The sequence below is a fragment of the Micromonospora sp. 15K316 genome (assembly GCF_004348525.1).
In the GTDB taxonomy this organism is placed as follows: Bacteria; Actinomycetota; Actinomycetes; order Mycobacteriales; family Micromonosporaceae; genus Micromonospora.
In genome coordinates, this window is sequence record NZ_SMKG01000153.1 from 1 (window position 1) to 14,263 (window position 14,263).

Genomic DNA, 14,263 nt, shown 5'->3' on the forward strand with positions numbered 1-14,263 from the left:
GGGGTGACCGGGGCGGGCGCGGCGCTGGACGCGGCCTCCCGCGGCCTGAAGGTGGCGCTCGTCGAGGCGCGCGACCTCGCCGCCGGCACCTCCAGCCGGTCCAGCAAGCTGATCCACGGCGGCCTGCGCTACCTGGAGCAGCTGGAGTTCCACCTGGTGCACGAGGCGCTCACCGAGCGGGGGCTGCTGGCCACCCGGCTGGCGCCGCACCTGGTCCGGCCGGTGCCGTTCCTGGTGCCGCTCCCCGCCGGTACGGGCGTACGCGACCTGCCGGGGCGGGTCTTCCGCCGCTCCTACTACGGCACCGGGGTGGCGGCGTACGACGCCTTCGCGGGGATCTTCGGCAGTGGCCGGGGCATGCCGCTGCACCGGCACCTCACCCGGGAGGGGGCCCGGCGGATCTTCCCGAGCCTGCGCGCCGACGCGCTCGCCGGGGCGATCCGCTACTACGACGGGCAGGTCGACGACGCCCGGCTGGTGGTGACGCTGGCGCGGACCGCGGCCAGTCTCGGGGCCACCGTGGTGAGCAGCGCCCGGGCCGTCGGCCTGATCCGGCAGGCGCGGGAGGTCACCGGCGTCCGCGTACGGGACATGGAGGCGCCGGCCGGCTCGCCGGAGGCCGAGTTCGAGGTACGGGCCCGTACGGTCATCGCCGCCACCGGGGTGTGGAGCGACGACATGGCGCGGATGCTGAACGACGTCGGGCTCCGGCCCGGGCTGCGGGTACGCGCCTCCAAGGGGGTGCACCTGGTGGTGCCCCGCTCGGCGATCACCGGCGAGACCGGCCTGATCCTGCGTACGGCGACCAGCGTCCTCTTCGTCATCCCGTGGGGCGGTCACTGGATCATCGGCACCACCGACACGGACTGGCGGCTGGACCGCTCCCACCCGGCCGCCACCGCGAGCGACATCGACTACCTGCTCGACCAGGTCAACACGGTGCTGGAGCGGCCGTTGACCACCGCCGACATCGAGGGGGTGTACGCGGGGCTGCGACCGTTGCTGGCGGGCGAGGCGGACTCCACCTCGAAGCTCTCCCGGGAGCACGCGGTGGTCGAGCCGATGCTCGGGCTGCTGCTGGTGGCCGGCGGCAAGTACACGACGTACCGGGTGATGGCCTCGGACGTGGTGGACCGGGCCGCGCGGCGCCTCGGCGGTGTACGCCCGTCGCGTACCGCCGACCTGCCGCTGCTCGGCGCGGACGGGTACACCGCGATGTGGCGGGACCGGGCCGACCTGGCCCGCCGCCACGGCGTGGCGGTCGGCGCGGTGGAGCACCTGCTGGAGCGGTACGGCACGCTCACCCTGGACGTCCTCGCGCTGATCGACGCCGACCCGCTGCTCGGCACCCCGCTCGCCGGCGCGCCGGAGTACCTGGCCGCCGAGGTCACCTACGCCGCCCGGGCCGAGGGGGCGCTGCACCTGGAGGACGTGCTCACCCGTCGTACCCGGATCTCGATCGAGACCAGCCACCGGGGGGTCGAGTCGGCGGAGCACACCGCGGAGCTGATGGGCGCGGTGCTCGGGTGGGACGCGGCCCGGCGGGCCCGCGAGGTGGAGCACTACCGGGCGCGGGTCGAGGCGGAACGGCGGTCCCAGCTGATGCCGGACGACGTCGCCGCCGACGCGGCCCGGCTCGACGCGCCGGACGTGCGTGGCTACGCGGCCGACCGGGGCGGTGACGGCGACCCGGCGGAGCTGCCCGCCGGCTGATCGCCGAAAGCTACCGAGCTGTAGGGCTACCAGGCGCAACCGGCGGTGCGGTAGCTTCCGGCGAGTGTCTCGCCCCTCACGTCTGCTCGGTCCTCTCCTCGGTGTGCTGCTCTCCACCGCGCTGACCGGCTGCACCCTGGTCCACGCGTCGACGGACGAGCCGGCTCCCGCGCCGAGCGGCCCGGCCAGCGCGCTGCCGGAGCCGGGCGCTCCGACCACAGTGGGGGAGGGCCAGGTCAGTCTCTTCCAGAAGCTCGGCGCGTACGGCCCGCTGCGTACCCTCCAGGTCGAGCGGAACGGCACCTGGAAGTGCCTCGACTGCGCCGGTGACGGGGTGACCTCGACCGGAGGTTTCGCCCCGGAGCAGGTGAGCCGGTTGCAGCAGCTCCTCGCCGACCCGGGGCTCGCGGCCGAGACCGACCAGGCGCGGCACTACCGGTCGACCTGCATCGACGCGCTGACCTCCAGCCTGCTCACCGCCGTCGGCTCGATCACCACCGAGGACTGCCCGGGAGTGGAGCCTCCGCCGATCGCCGGCGAGCTCCTCCTGCTGCTCACCCAGGCCACCCCGGCCGAGCTGACGGAGCAGTAGCCGCCGCCGGCGGCCCGCCGCACCCGCTCCGGGCCGCCGGCCGCTCCGCGACCCCGCCGGTCTCGTTCGGGGCCGCCGGTCCGGGGCCCGCCGTACCCGCGTCGGGCCGCCGGCCGGCGGTCAGAGCACCTTGCCGGGGTTCAGCAGCCCGGTGGGGTCCAACGCCGCCTTGATCGCCTGGTGCACCTGTACGCCCACCGGCCCGATCTCGCGGGCCAGCCAGTCCCGCTTGAGCAGCCCCACCCCGTGCTCGCCGGTGCAGGTGCCGCCGAGCTCCAGGCCGAGCCGCATGATCTCGTCGAACGCCCGCCGGCCGCGCTCCAGGCTGGCCGGGTCGGCCCGGTCCACCACGATGTTGGGGTGCATGTTGCCGTCCCCGGCGTGTCCCACGACGCCGATCGGCACGTCACACTCCGCGGCGATCCGGGACACCCCGTCGAGCAGCGCGGCGAGTGCCCCCCGGGGCACCGCCACGTCGTCGATGACCAGGCCACCGTTGCCGTCCGGGTAGGCGTCCGCGGCGAACTTCTCCATCGCCGGGTGGGCGAGCCGGCGGGCCTGGAGCAGGGCCGCCGCCTCGACCGCGTCGGTGGCCGCGAAGACCTCGTCCGCCCCGGCCACCTCGCACACCTCCGCGAGCGCGGCCAAGTCGTCGGCGGCCCGGGTACCGGTGTCGGCGGCCGCCAGCAGCAGCGCCTCGGCGTCGGTGCGCAGCCCCATCGGCCGGTACGCCTCGATGGCCCGCAGGTGGGTCCGGTCCAGCAGCTCCAGCAGGCTCGGGCTGAGCCCGCGGGCGGCGATCTCGGCCACCGCGGCCCCCGCCGCCGCCGTGGTGGGGAAGACCGCGACCAGCGTGAGCGACTCCGCCGGGGCGGGCCGCAGCGCGACCGTCACCTCGGTGATCACGCCGAGGGTGCCCTCGGAGCCGACGAAGAGCCGGGTGAGGTCGTAGCCCGCCACGCCCTTGGCCGTCCGCCGGCCGGTGCGCAGCACCTCGCCGGAGGCGAGCACCACCTCCAGCCCGAGCACGTATTCGGTGGTCACGCCGTACTTCACGCAGCACATGCCACCGGCGTTGGTGGCGACGTTGCCGCCGATGGTGGAGGACTCCCAGGAGCCCGGGTCCGGCGGGTACCAGAGTCCCTGCTTCGCCACCGCCGCGGCGAGCGTCGCGTTGACCACGCCCGGCTGCACCACCGCGATGCGGCTCACCGGGTCGATCTCCCGGATCTCGTCCATGGCGACGGTGCTGAGCACCAGCGCGCCGTCGACGGCGTTCGCCGCCCCGGCCAGCCCGGTGCGCGCGCCCTGCGGCACCACCGGTACGCCGTGCCGGGCCGCCGCCCGGAGCACGGCGACCACCTCCTCGGTGCTGCGCGGCCGGACGACGGCCAGCGGGGTGCCGGCCGCGCAGAGGTCGGCTTCGTCGCGTTCGTGCATCCGGAGCAGGTCCGGGTCGGTCAGCACGGCGCTCTCGCCGAGGGCGGCACGCACGTCGTCGATGAGGGGGGAACCGGCCATGCAGGAGAGGCTAGGTGCCCGGAGGCCGTACATCAACATGATCCACTGCGCCGGGCGGGCTAGGTTTGACGACATGCTCTACCTGGACCAGCCCGCCTGGCCGTCCCGGGGCCGGCTCTGGTCCCACCTGATCAGCGACGTCTCCTACGCGGAACTGCACGCCTTCGCCGAGGCGCTCGGCGCACCCCGGCGCGGCTTCGACCGGGACCACTACGACCTCCCGGCCGATCGCTTCCGGGCGGCCGTCTGGCTCGGTGCGCGGGTGGTGCCCAGCCGCGAGCTGGCCCGGTTGCTCCGCGAGGCCGGGCTGCGCCGGCCGAAACACCTGGTCCGGGCGGCATCGGCCGGTGGGCAGGTCACGCCGGAGCAGGCCCCGCAGCGGTCAGGACGACCAGCTCCCGGCGCAGGTTCGCCCGGGCCGGCTGCTCCCAGTGGCGGGCCAGCGGAGGCGACCGGAACAGCGCGGGCAGGTCGAGCAGCCCGCTGAGCACCCGCGCCCTGCCGACCCGGAAGTCCGGCTCCGCCACATGGGCGTACTCCCGCCGCACCGCCGCCGCGTACCGCTCGTACACCGGGGCGGGTGCGGCCAGTACGGCGAGATCGGCGTCGCAGAGCAGGGCGCCGTCGGCGTCCCCGGCGTCGACCAGGTGCCCGGCCGTGAGCAGGACCAGCCGGCGCACCTCGGTCACCGCGTCGGCCGGGAGTCCGAGGCCGGTGAGCAGCCGGACGGCGAGCTCGGCGCTGTCCCGCTCGTTCGCGTCGCCGCCGGCCCGTGGGTCGTAGACCGCGTCGTGGCACCACGCGGCCAACCGGACCAGGTGCGGTCGTACGGCCAGCTCGGCGTGCCTGTCGATCACGTCCAGCACCGCGCCGAGATGGTCGACGGTGTGGTAGTGCCGGTGCGGCTCCCGCCACCGGCGCAACAGCTCTTCCCCGGCCTCGGTCAGCCCGGCCGGGCCCGTCGCCCCGGCGCCCCGGGCCGCCGCTGCCCACCGTTCGAGTAGATCGGCCACGCGCCGAGTCTGCCCCAGCGGTGAACGGTGCGGAAGCGAGGATTCACCGGGCCCGCCCCGGGTAGTAGCGGGCATGGCGGCCGCCCGGGAGCGTAGACGGTTCAGACGGGTACGCCCACGCGAGCTGGTCGCCGACGTCGACAGCGCGCGTATCGCCGACGCGATGGAGCAGGTCCGGCACATCAGCAAGGCGACCCTGCACGAGCGGCTGCACCGGGTCCGGATGGCCGCCGGGCTGGCCGTGCAGGCCGGGCTGGCGGCCGCGCTGTCGTACCTCGTGTCGCACCGGCTGCTCGGCAATCCGCAGCCGGTCTTCGCGCCCATCTCGGCGGTCGGCACCCTGGCGGCCTCCGTCGGTCAGCGGTTCCGGCGCACGGTGGAGCTGATCGTCGGGGTGGCGGTCGGCGTGGCGATCGGCGACGGCCTGATCTACGTCCTCGGCACCGGGGCCTGGCAGCTCGGCCTCGTGGTCACGGCGGCCATCCTGGTGACGATCTTCGCCGGTGCGAGCGTGGCGATCGTGATCCAGGCCGCGGCGACCGCCGTGCTGATCGTGACGCTCAGCCCCTCCACGCAGAACCTGGAGATCCCCCGGTTCGTCGACGCCTTCCTCGGCGGTGGCATAGCGCTGCTGGTGACCGCGATCCTGTTACCGCTCAACCCGCTCCGGGTGCTCAACCGGGCCGCCCGGCCCGCGCTCGACCTGCTCGCCTCCCAGCTCGACGTGACCGCCGACGGGCTGCGCAACCGGGATCGGGCCAGCGTGCAACGGGCCCTGGACCGGCTCCGTAACAACAAGGAGGAGTTGGCCACCTTCGTGGAGGCGATCGAGGGCGCTAAGGAGACCGCGACCCTCTCGCCGGCGCGGTGGCACCGCCGCAACGAGCTGACCCACTACGCGGAGGCGGCCGACCCGATCGACCGGGCGATGCGCAACAGCGGCACACTCATCCGCCGGTCGGTCACCCTGATCGAGGACGAGGAGCCGATCCCCGAGCCGATGCCGGACGCGATCAACCACCTCGCCGAATCGGTGCGCCTGCTCAGACACGAGTTCGCCGTCGGCGACGAGCCGCAGCAGGCCCGGGAGCGGTCGCTGCGCGCGGTCAGCGAGGCCGGCCGCGCGTACGACGAGGGGGTCGGCTTCTCCGGCAGCGTGGTCGTGGCGCAGGTCCGGACCGCGGCGAGCGACCTGCTGGTGGCCTCCGGCATCGAACAGGAGGAGGCGAACCGGCTGATCCGGAGGTCCTTCGGCGATCACCGCGCGCCGCAGGGCGGCGGCCCCGAGCCGGACGGTGGGCGGCCGAAACCGCCCACCGCGCCGCCGGTCGGCTGACCAACCGCGACGTCGCGACCGGCCGAGGGTGCGCACCGCCGCGGCGGGCCTGTGTGCCGGGCCCCCGGGGCTCGACCGAGCCCGGCCCGCGGATCGCGGCGACGGCCCGCGGGCCGGGAAGCCGCCGCCGCTCAGGCGAACGTGGCGAGCGCCGAGAGCAGCCGGTCGACGTGCTGCTCGGTGCTGCCCAGCCCGATGCTGGCCCGCAGCGCCGTCGGCGGCAGGTCCCGCCGCCCGGAGCGGGTGGCCGCCTCGGTGAGCAGCCGCTGGGCGAGCGGATGGGCGCAGAACAACCCGTCGCGTACCCCGATGGCGTGTCGCCGAGCCAGCTCGGCGGCCACCTCGGCGGAGTCCCACCCCGCCACCGCGAAGGAGACGATGCCGACCCGGGGCGCCTCCGGCCCGAAGGTGCGCAGCTCCACCACGTGCGGCAGGGCCGCGATGCCGTCGCGGAGCCGGGCGAGCAGGCGCTGCTCCCGCTCGTGCAGCGCCGTACGGTCCGTGCCGGCGAGGGCGTCGCAGACGGCGGCCAGCGCCACCGCGCCCAGCAGGTTCGGGGTGCCCCCCTCGTGCCGCGCCGGCCCGACCGCCCAGGTGATCTCGTGCGTGCCCGCCCCCACCCGGGCGGTGGCACCGCCGCCGGCCAGGTACGGCTGCGCCGCGTCGAGCCAGTCGGCCCGGCCGATCAACGCGCCGGCCCCGAACGGGGCGTAGAGCTTGTGGCCGGAGACGGCGAGGTAGTCCACGTCCAGCGCCAGCAGGTCGACCGGCGCGTGCGGGGCGAGCTGCGCGGCGTCCAGGGCGATCCGGGCGCCGTACCGCCGGGCCACCCGGGCCAGCTCGGCCACCGGCCACCGTTCGCCTGTCACGTTGCTCGCCCCGGTGACCGCCACCAGCACCGGCAGCCCCGGCTGCGCCGCCCGCCGCAGCTCGGCGAGCGCCGCGTCCAGCGCGCGTACCGCCTCGCCCGGGTCGGCGGGCACCGGCAACCGGACCGAGCCGCGCGGCCAGGGCAGCAGGTTCGCGTGGTGCTCGCCGGCGAAGGTGACCACTGTGGTGCCCGCGGGCAGCGCCCGGGCCAGCAGGTTGAGCGCGTCGGTGGTGTTGCGGGTGAAGATCACGTGATCGTCGGTCCGGGCGCCGAAGAAGTCACCCACCGTCTGCCGGGCCCGCTCGTAGGCGAGCGTGCAGCGGCGGGAGAGCGCGCCGGCGCCGCGGTGCACGCTCGCGTACCACGGAAGCAGCTCGGCCACCGCGTCGGCCGCGGCCCGCGCGCACGGCGCGGTGGCCGCGTAGTCGAGGTTGATCTCACCCGGTACGCCGAGCACCTCCAGCGGCTGCGCTTCGGCCGCGACGGCGGGCAGGGTGGCGTTCGGGGACACGAGGGTGACGGACACGCGGGAACCTCCCGGGCCAGGGACCCCGGGGCGACGTCGGGACGGGGTCCGCGCTTGCCCGGCACGCGGATCGGGGCCGGGCCCGGTCATCACCCGGGGCACCCCACCGCGAACTCGACGAGGGTTGCCGGCCAGCAAGCCGGGGCTTCACGCTGGCGCTCGTGACCTGCCGGCAGCATAGCGGCTGCCGATGCGCCAGGACCACCCCGCCGGTGGTGGCTAGGCTGACCGCATGGCCGACACCCCGCCCGGCGGCGTACCGCCGTCGCCGACCGTGCCGTCCGTCCCGCCCGGCCCGGGTGCCACACCCCGGATGCCGCTGCGTCGGCTGGGCTGGCGGCGACTCCTGGTGCTCGCCGGGCTGGTGCTGCTCATCGCGGCGTGCGCGGTCTTCATGGTCTACACCATCGGCGAGAACATCGGCGTGCAGGCGCTGCTGATCGGCGCGGTGGCCGCCGTCCTGCCGGTGCCCGTGCTGGTCGCCTGCTTCCTCTGGCTCGACCGGTACGAGCCGGAGCCGCTGAAGTACCTGGTCTTCTGCTTCGCCTGGGGCGCGTTCGTCGCCACCGCCGCCTCGCTGACGGTCAACGACTTCGCGGCCGGCCGGATCGCGGACGCGAACCTGCCGGCCGCCCTGACCGGCGTACTGGTGGCCCCGTTCGTCGAGGAGCTGACGAAGGCGCTCGGGCCGATCCTGCTGCTGGTGTTCCGGCGACGGGAGTGGTCCGGCATCACCGACGGGCTGGTCTACTGCGGGCTCTCCGCGGTCGGCTTCGCGATGGTGGAGAACATCCTCTACCTGGGTGGCTACGGCTTCGCCAGCGGTGCCGAGCGGTTCGGGCCGGCGACCGGGGCGCAGCAGGTCATCGCCATCTTCATCGTCCGGATCCTGCTGTTCGGGTTCGCCCATCCGCTCTTCACCTCGATGACCGGTGTCGGGCTGGGCATCGCCGCCCGGACGGCCGACCGGCGGGTCCGGGTGCTGGCGCCCGTCGCGGGCCTCCTGCTGGCCATGATGCTGCACGGGACGTGGAACCTGCTGCCCACGCTCAGCCAGGCCGCCGGCCAACCGCTGATCATGCTGTACGGCTTCATCGGCCTGATGGTGCCGATCTTCTTCGGCATGGTCGGGCTGGCCGTCTGGCTACGTGCCTGGGAGGGGCGGCTCACCGAGCGCAGGCTGCCGGACTATGTCCGGGCCGGTTGGCTGAGCCCACCCGAGGTGGCGGCGCTGAGCAGCCTCGGCCGGCGGCACGCGGCCCGCGCCTGGGCGCGGCGGGTGGCCGGCGACGCCGGGGTACGGGCGATGCGTGGCTACCAGTTCGCGGCCACCCGGTTGGCGCTGCTGCGCGACGGCTCGCTGCGTGGTCTGGACCGGAAGGCGGTGGATCAGGAGCGGACCGTTCGGGAGGAGCGGGAGCTGCTGGAGGCGATCACCGCGTACCGCTCCTTCTTCGTCGGCCGGGACCCGCAGGCGCCCACCGGGCGGTGGGACGGCGACCGCTACCACCTGCGCTTCCCGGACGGCTCCGAGCGGTCCGTGGCCGCTCCGGTCGAGCCGGTGGTGCCGATCCCGGTGGTGCTGGGCGGGCCGCCGCCCGCGCCGGTACCGCCGGGCTGGCACCCGCCGCACCCCGGACACGCCTGACCGGTCGGCGCCGGAGTGCGAGCCGGTGCCGACCGGTGGTGCGCGCGCGGGCGTCCCGCCGCGGGGCGCCGGCGGGTCAGGTCATCAGGCTGGTGAGGAAGTCCCCGAGTCCCTGGAACATGGCCACCAGGCCCGCCCCGATCGCCTTGAAGATGTTCGCCGCGCCGTCCGGCCGGAAGGCCATGAAGTAGATCAGGAACGCGATGAAGCCCCAGAACAGCAGCTTCCTGATCCATTCGGGCATCGTCCCTCCCCAGGGCCGGTGATGCGGCTGGCTTCCCGGCGGGGAGCGGTGCAAACGGTGTCGGTGCCGTGCGGGTGGGTCTCGTGCGGCCGGAGCCGGTCCGGCCCCGTGCGCCACGCCCGACGTGGAGCGCGTTAGAGGTAGAGCCCGGTGGCGCCCTCATCCACTCGTTCGGCGGCCACGGCGTGGACGTCCCGCTCGCGCAGCAGCACGTAGCCCCGGCCGTGCAGCTCGACCTCGGATCGGTCGTCGGGGTCGAAGAGGACCCGGTCGCCGGAGACGATGGAGCGGACGTTGGGCCCCACCCCGACGGCGGTGGCCCAGGCGAGTCGCTTGCCCACCGCCGCGGTCGCCGGGATCACGATGCCGGCGCTGGAGCGGCGCTCGCCCTCGCTCCCCTCCAACCGGACCAGCACGCGGTCGTGCAGCAGGCGGATCGGCAGGCCGGCGTCGAGATCGTTCTGGGCGGTCACGTCCCCAGACGCTACCGTGTCGCCCCCGCCGCCTGACCGGTGGTTACCGTCACGGTGGCCGGGGCAATGTTGCGGAGCGGGCCTATGGTGACGAGGGCCGGCGTATGCTGTCCGACCTGTCGCCATGGGCGGACGGGCCGTCTTGCCAGGAGGTGCGCTTGAGCCGCTTCGAGCGGGTACGCGACCGGCTCCGTCGCGGATACGAGTCGGTGCGGTCGTCCAGACGACGCGCCCGGGCCAGGTCGCACGAGGCGCCCGCCGGGGCCGGGGTGGCCTCGCCGGCGTCGCCGGGACCTGTGGCGCCACCGACCGCGACGGTGGTCGACGAGGAGCTGCCGCCGCCCCCGCCGCCGAGCACCACCAGCCGGGACGACGCCGAGGTGCCGCACGCGCTGCGCATCGCCGCCGCCTGGTCGTGGCGTCTGATCGTGATCGGCCTGGTCGCCTGGGCGCTGCTGCGGATCGTCGGCACGATCCGCATCGTCATCATCCCGCTCGCCATCGCGCTGCTGCTCTCGGCGCTGCTCGCGCCCGCGGTGGGCTGGCTACTACGGGCCCGCTTCCCCCGGTCGTTGGCGACCGCGGTGGTGCTGGTCGGCGGCCTGGCCGCGGTGGTCGGCACGCTGACCCTGGTGGTGAACGAGTTCATCAAGGGTGTGCCGGAGCTGAGCGAGAAGTCCTCGCAGGGCGTCCGGCAGATCCAGGAGTGGCTGAAGACCGGGCCGCTGCACGTCTCCGACAGCCAGCTCGACCGCTACATCGACGAGGGTCAGAAGTGGGTAAGTGAGAACACCGGCCGCTTCACGGATGCGGCCACCACCATCTCGGGGACCCTCGCCGAGGTGGTCACCGGCATGCTGCTGGTGCTCTTCGCGACCTTCTTCTTCCTCCGCGACGGCAACCGGATCTGGCGGTTCCTGGTCCGGCTGCTGCCGGTGGCCGCCCGCTGGCGGGTGGACGACGCCGGCCGCGCCGCCTGGGGGACGCTTGTCGCCTACGTACGGGCCACCGTGCTGGTCGCCTTCATCGACGCCGTCGGCATCGGCATCTTCCTGGTCATCTTCGACATCCCGTTCGCCTTCCCGCTGGCCGCGCTGGTCTTCCTGGGCGCGTTCATCCCGATCGTCGGGGCGGCGCTCTCCGGCGGGGTCGCCGTGCTGGTCGCGCTCGTCGACAGCGGTCCGGTGACCGCGCTGATCATCCTCGGCGCGGTGATCGGGGTGCAGCAGTTGGAGGGGCACGTGCTCCAGCCGCTGATCATGGGTCGCGCGGTGGCCATCCACCCGCTCGCGGTGATCATCGGCATCGCCGCCGGTGTGGTGCTCGCCGGGATCACCGGCGCGCTGGTCGCCGTACCGCTGATCGCGGTCCTCAACACGGCCATCCGGCGGCTCGCCGCGCGTACCGTGCCGGAGACCCCACCGGACGCCGTGGTGGTCGCCTCCCACGCCCCCTGAGCGGGTCCGCGGCGCCCCGCCGCGTCGACCGTGGGCGGTGGACGGCCGGTCAGGTCCCGGCGAGGCGGGTCAGGGCGCCCCGGACGACCTCCGGGCGGGTGGTGTACCAGAACGGCGGCAGCGAGCGGCGCAGGAACGGACCGTAGCCACGAGCCGTCTCCAGCCGGGAGTCGAGGACCGCCACGACCCCCTTGTCGCCGGTCGCCCGGATGAGCCGCCCGACGCCCTGCGCGAGGCGGATCGCGGCGATGGGCACGCTGACCGCGGCGAAGCCGGAGCCGCCGCCGGCGTCCACCGCCGCCGCCCTGGCCGCCGCGAGGGGCTCGTCGGGCCGGGGGAAGGGCAGCCTGTCGATCACCACCAACTGGCAGGCGTCACCGGGCACATCCACCCCCTGCCAGAGCGACATCACCCCGAACAGGCAGCTCTCGCGCTCCTCGCGGAACCGGCGGACCAGCAGCGGCAGCGCGTCCTCACCCTGCAACAGCACCGGCAGGTCGGTCCGCGCGCGGACCAGCTCCGCCGCCTGCTGCGCGGCCCGCCGGGAGGAGAAGAGCCCGAGAGTACGCCCACCGAGCGCCTGGACGAGGTCGAGCAGTTCCGCGCCGGCCGCGTCGGGCAGACCCGAGACGCTGGGCCGGGGCAGGTGCGCGGCGACGTAGAGGATGCCCTGCCGGGCGTAGTCGAAGGGTGAACCGACGTCCAGTGACCGCCAGCCCGGCCCGCTCGTGACCGCGCCGCCCGCCTCGCGCTCCGGACCCGCCTCGGCGCGGGTGCCGCCGCCGGTCGGGGCGGACCGTCCGCTCCGGCTGGCGGCGGCCAGGGCGGCGGCGGCCGGGGACGGCGGTGCCGCCGGTGGGGCCTCCAGCCCCAGCGCCCGGGCCACCGTGTCGAACCGGCCGCCCAGGGTCAGGGTGGCCGACGTGGCCACCACCGTGCGGTCCTCGTAGAGGTGGGTGGCGAGGGTGCCGGCGACCGACAGCGGGGCCACCACCAGGGCTCGGCGACTGCCGTTGTCGGGCTTCTCGACCCAGGCGACGTCGTGTTCGTCCTCCTCCAGCAGTCGCTGCGCCGTGTTCGACAGCTCGTCGAGCGCGGCCCGGGCCTGCTGCTTGCGTACGGGGTCGGGGTCGTCGGACTTGACCTCCCCGATCGCGTCGAGCGCGGCGCGGGTGGCCGCGTCGAGCAGGGTGCACGCCTCGCGCAGCGGCGCCGGCAGGCCGGCCGTGAGCCGCCCGGCGGGCGCCTCGGCCAGCCCCACCGCGAGCGCGTCGCCCGCCGCGGTGAGCGCCTCCGCGGTCTCCGGTTTCAGCAGCGGGCGGGCCCGCCGGGTCGACCGGTCGATCAGCTCCGGCACCAGCTCCGCCTGGGCCGCCGAGGAGACCCGGTCGGCCAGTTCGTGCGCCTCGTCGACGACGAGCAGCTTGTGCGGCGGCACGATCTGCCGCCCGGCGAGCATGTCCACCGCGAGGAGGCTGTGGTTGGTGACGACGATGTCCGCCTCCCGGGCGCGGGCCCGGGACGCCTCGGCGAAGCACTCCGCGCCGAACGGGCAGCGGGTCGCCCCGACGCACTCGCGGGCCGGCATCGAGACCAGCCGCCAGGCCTGGTCGTCGACGCCCGGATCCAGCTCGTCCCGGTCCCCGGTCTCGGTCTCCGCCGCCCAGTCCCGCAGCCGCTGGACCTGCTTGCCCAGCCGGCCGGCCTCGCCGAGCCACTTGCCGCCGGCCGGCCCGGAGGTCGGCGCGTCGAAGAGGGCGTCGCCCGGCTCCTCCTCGGTCGAGTTGTCGAGCCGGGCCAGGCAGAGGTAGTGGTGTCGCCCCTTCAGCACGGCGAACGTGGGCCGCCGGCCGAGCAGCGGCTCGACCGCGTCGGCCAGCCGGGGCAGGTCGTGGTCGACGAGCTGGGACTGGAGCGCGAGGGTGGCGGTGGAGACGACGACCGGCCCGTCGACGGTGAGCGCCGGGGTCAGGTAGGCCAGGGACTTCCCGGTGCCGGTGCCGGCCTGCACCAGCAGGTGCTCACGGGAGGCCACGCACTCCTCGATCGCCGTGGCCATCTGTTCCTGGCCGGGGCGGGTGGCGCCACCGGGGACGGCCCCCACGGCGGCGGCGAGCAGCTCCGTGCCGCTCGGCCGGGCGCCCCGACGTCGCCCCGTACGGGCCGGCGGGGTGCGGGAACCGGTGGCGGCACGGGGGAGGGTCACCGTGCGACGGTACCCGCCGCCGCCGACAGCGGGCGCGCCGCTCCGCCGCGTGGCGGCATGTCAGGTTCCAGCCCGTCACGCGAGCGCTACGACGAGTGGGCGGTATCGGTTAGGGTGCGACTCATGCCGAGCGACGTGGTCCGTGTGATCTACCGGAAGTACGACGGCAGCGCCCACCGCGACTACCCGGCCCGTCGGCTCACCGAGGACGACCTCGGGGTCTGGCTCGGCGTGCCCGCCGGGACGCAGTCGATCTACCACGGGCGCCCGTCGGTGGAGCAGATCCCGTTCGTGCTCCTGGTGCCGCACCAGGCTTGGTGGACCGGCATGTTCAACCCGCCGCCGCGCACCAGCGAGGTCTACTGCGACATCGCCAGCCCGGCGCGCTGGGAGTCCGACGACACCGTCCACCTCTACGACCTCGACCTGGACGTGGTCCGCCGGCGCGAGACCGGCGTCGTGGAGCTGCGCGACGAGGACGAGTTCGCCGAGCACCGGGTTCGCTTCGGTTACCCGGCCGAGGTCGTGGCCGAGGCGGAGGCCGCGGCACGCTGGCTCTTCACCGCGCTCGGCGACGGCACCGAGCCCTTCGCCACCGCCTACCGCAAGTGGCTCGCCCTGGTCCTCTGACCCCCGCTCCACCCCCTGTCTCTTATACGCATC

11 protein-coding genes, 2 pseudogenes and 1 riboswitch are annotated in these 14,263 nt (G+C 75.0%); of the genes and pseudogenes, 7 read left to right on the top strand and 6 right to left on the bottom strand.

Annotated features, from left to right (window positions below; translation table 11 throughout):
* Both E1211_RS23255 and E1211_RS23260 read left to right on the top strand, forming a co-directional pair.
* Positions 1-1,713, top strand: a 1,713-nt coding sequence (locus tag E1211_RS23255) for a glycerol-3-phosphate dehydrogenase/oxidase (RefSeq protein ID WP_132351134.1), incomplete at its 5' end; no start/stop codon positions are given.
* 64 nt (positions 1,714-1,777) lie between these two features.
* Positions 1,778-2,305: a hypothetical protein gene (locus E1211_RS23260; protein WP_132351135.1), complete on the top strand. Its 528-nt coding sequence runs from the start codon at positions 1,778-1,780 to the stop codon at positions 2,303-2,305.
* A gap of 120 nt (positions 2,306-2,425) precedes the next feature.
* Here the strand turns inward: E1211_RS23260 and E1211_RS23265 are convergent, their stop codons facing one another.
* Positions 2,426-3,826 carry an FAD-binding oxidoreductase gene (locus E1211_RS23265; RefSeq protein WP_132351136.1) on the bottom strand — a complete coding sequence of 467 codons (1,401 nt, stop codon included), beginning with the start codon at positions 3,824-3,826 and terminating at the stop codon, positions 2,426-2,428.
* 73 nt (positions 3,827-3,899) lie between these two features.
* Between E1211_RS23265 and E1211_RS33505 the strand changes: the two are divergent.
* Positions 3,900-4,115 (top strand): annotated as a pseudogene (locus E1211_RS33505) (DUF4031 domain-containing protein); the annotation flags it as partial.
* A 67-nt stretch (positions 4,116-4,182) separates the two neighbouring features.
* On the opposite strand, the gene E1211_RS23275 reads toward E1211_RS33505, so the two are convergent.
* Positions 4,183-4,839: a metal-dependent phosphohydrolase gene (locus E1211_RS23275; protein ID WP_243709657.1), complete on the bottom strand. Its 657-nt coding sequence runs from the start codon at positions 4,837-4,839 to the stop codon at positions 4,183-4,185.
* Positions 4,840-4,912: 73 nt separating this feature from the next.
* Here E1211_RS23275 and E1211_RS23280 point away from each other — a divergent pair, with 73 nt between their 5' ends.
* Positions 4,913-6,175 (top strand): aromatic acid exporter family protein, encoded by a 1,263-nt coding sequence (locus tag E1211_RS23280; RefSeq protein WP_132351137.1) that lies wholly within the window; start codon positions 4,913-4,915, stop codon positions 6,173-6,175.
* 131 nt (positions 6,176-6,306) lie between these two features.
* Here E1211_RS23280 and E1211_RS23285 read toward each other — a convergent pair whose 3' ends face one another.
* Positions 6,307-7,572, bottom strand: coding sequence for an aminotransferase class V-fold PLP-dependent enzyme (locus tag E1211_RS23285; protein ID WP_371686195.1), 1,266 nt, complete (start codon positions 7,570-7,572; stop codon positions 6,307-6,309).
* Positions 7,573-7,617: 45 nt separating this feature from the next.
* Positions 7,618-7,739: riboswitch (SAM riboswitch) on the bottom strand.
* A 65-nt stretch (positions 7,740-7,804) separates the two neighbouring features.
* Between E1211_RS23285 and E1211_RS23290 the strand changes: the two genes are divergently transcribed.
* The gene (locus E1211_RS23290; protein WP_132351138.1) at positions 7,805-9,220 is read left to right on the top strand and encodes a PrsW family intramembrane metalloprotease; all 1,416 of its coding nucleotides are present in this window, start codon (positions 7,805-7,807) and stop codon (positions 9,218-9,220) included.
* A 76-nt stretch (positions 9,221-9,296) separates the two neighbouring features.
* Here E1211_RS23290 and E1211_RS32660 read toward each other — a convergent pair whose 3' ends face one another.
* Both E1211_RS32660 and E1211_RS23295 read right to left on the bottom strand, forming a co-directional pair.
* Positions 9,297-9,464 (bottom strand): hypothetical protein, encoded by a 168-nt coding sequence (locus E1211_RS32660; protein ID WP_165947321.1) that lies wholly within the window; start codon positions 9,462-9,464, stop codon positions 9,297-9,299.
* A 134-nt stretch (positions 9,465-9,598) separates the two neighbouring features.
* On the bottom strand, positions 9,599-9,937 hold the full coding sequence (locus tag E1211_RS23295; protein WP_132351139.1) for a co-chaperone GroES: 339 nt from the start codon (positions 9,935-9,937) through the stop codon (positions 9,599-9,601).
* A 104-nt stretch (positions 9,938-10,041) separates the two neighbouring features.
* Here E1211_RS23295 and E1211_RS23300 point away from each other — a divergent pair, with 104 nt between their 5' ends.
* A complete protein-coding gene (locus E1211_RS23300; protein ID WP_132351140.1) occupies positions 10,042-11,394 on the top strand; it encodes an AI-2E family transporter in 1,353 nt (450 codons plus the stop codon).
* A gap of 49 nt (positions 11,395-11,443) precedes the next feature.
* Here the strand turns inward: E1211_RS23300 and E1211_RS23305 are convergent.
* A pseudogene (locus E1211_RS23305) lies at positions 11,444-13,639 on the bottom strand (ATP-dependent DNA helicase); the annotation flags it as partial.
* An 84-nt stretch (positions 13,640-13,723) separates the two neighbouring features.
* Here E1211_RS23305 and E1211_RS23310 point away from each other — a divergent pair.
* Positions 13,724-14,230: a DUF402 domain-containing protein gene (locus E1211_RS23310; protein WP_132351142.1), complete on the top strand. Its 507-nt coding sequence runs from the start codon at positions 13,724-13,726 to the stop codon at positions 14,228-14,230.
* Positions 14,231-14,263 lie beyond the last annotated feature (33 nt).

Bases quoted from the DNA above. Each gene is read 5' to 3' on its own strand.
- E1211_RS23265 (WP_132351136.1), bottom strand. From the start codon at position 3,826: ATGGCCGGTTCCCCCCTCATCGACGACGTGCGTGCCGCCCTCGGCGAG.
- E1211_RS23280 (WP_132351137.1), top strand. From the start codon at position 4,913: ATGGCGGCCGCCCGGGAGCGTAGACGGTTCAGACGGGTACGCCCACGC.
- E1211_RS23290 (WP_132351138.1), top strand. From the start codon at position 7,805: ATGGCCGACACCCCGCCCGGCGGCGTACCGCCGTCGCCGACCGTGCCG.
- E1211_RS32660 (WP_165947321.1), bottom strand. From the start codon at position 9,464: ATGCCCGAATGGATCAGGAAGCTGCTGTTCTGGGGCTTCATCGCGTTC.
- E1211_RS23300 (WP_132351140.1), top strand. From the start codon at position 10,042: ATGCTGTCCGACCTGTCGCCATGGGCGGACGGGCCGTCTTGCCAGGAG.
- E1211_RS23310 (WP_132351142.1), top strand. From the start codon at position 13,724: ATGCCGAGCGACGTGGTCCGTGTGATCTACCGGAAGTACGACGGCAGC.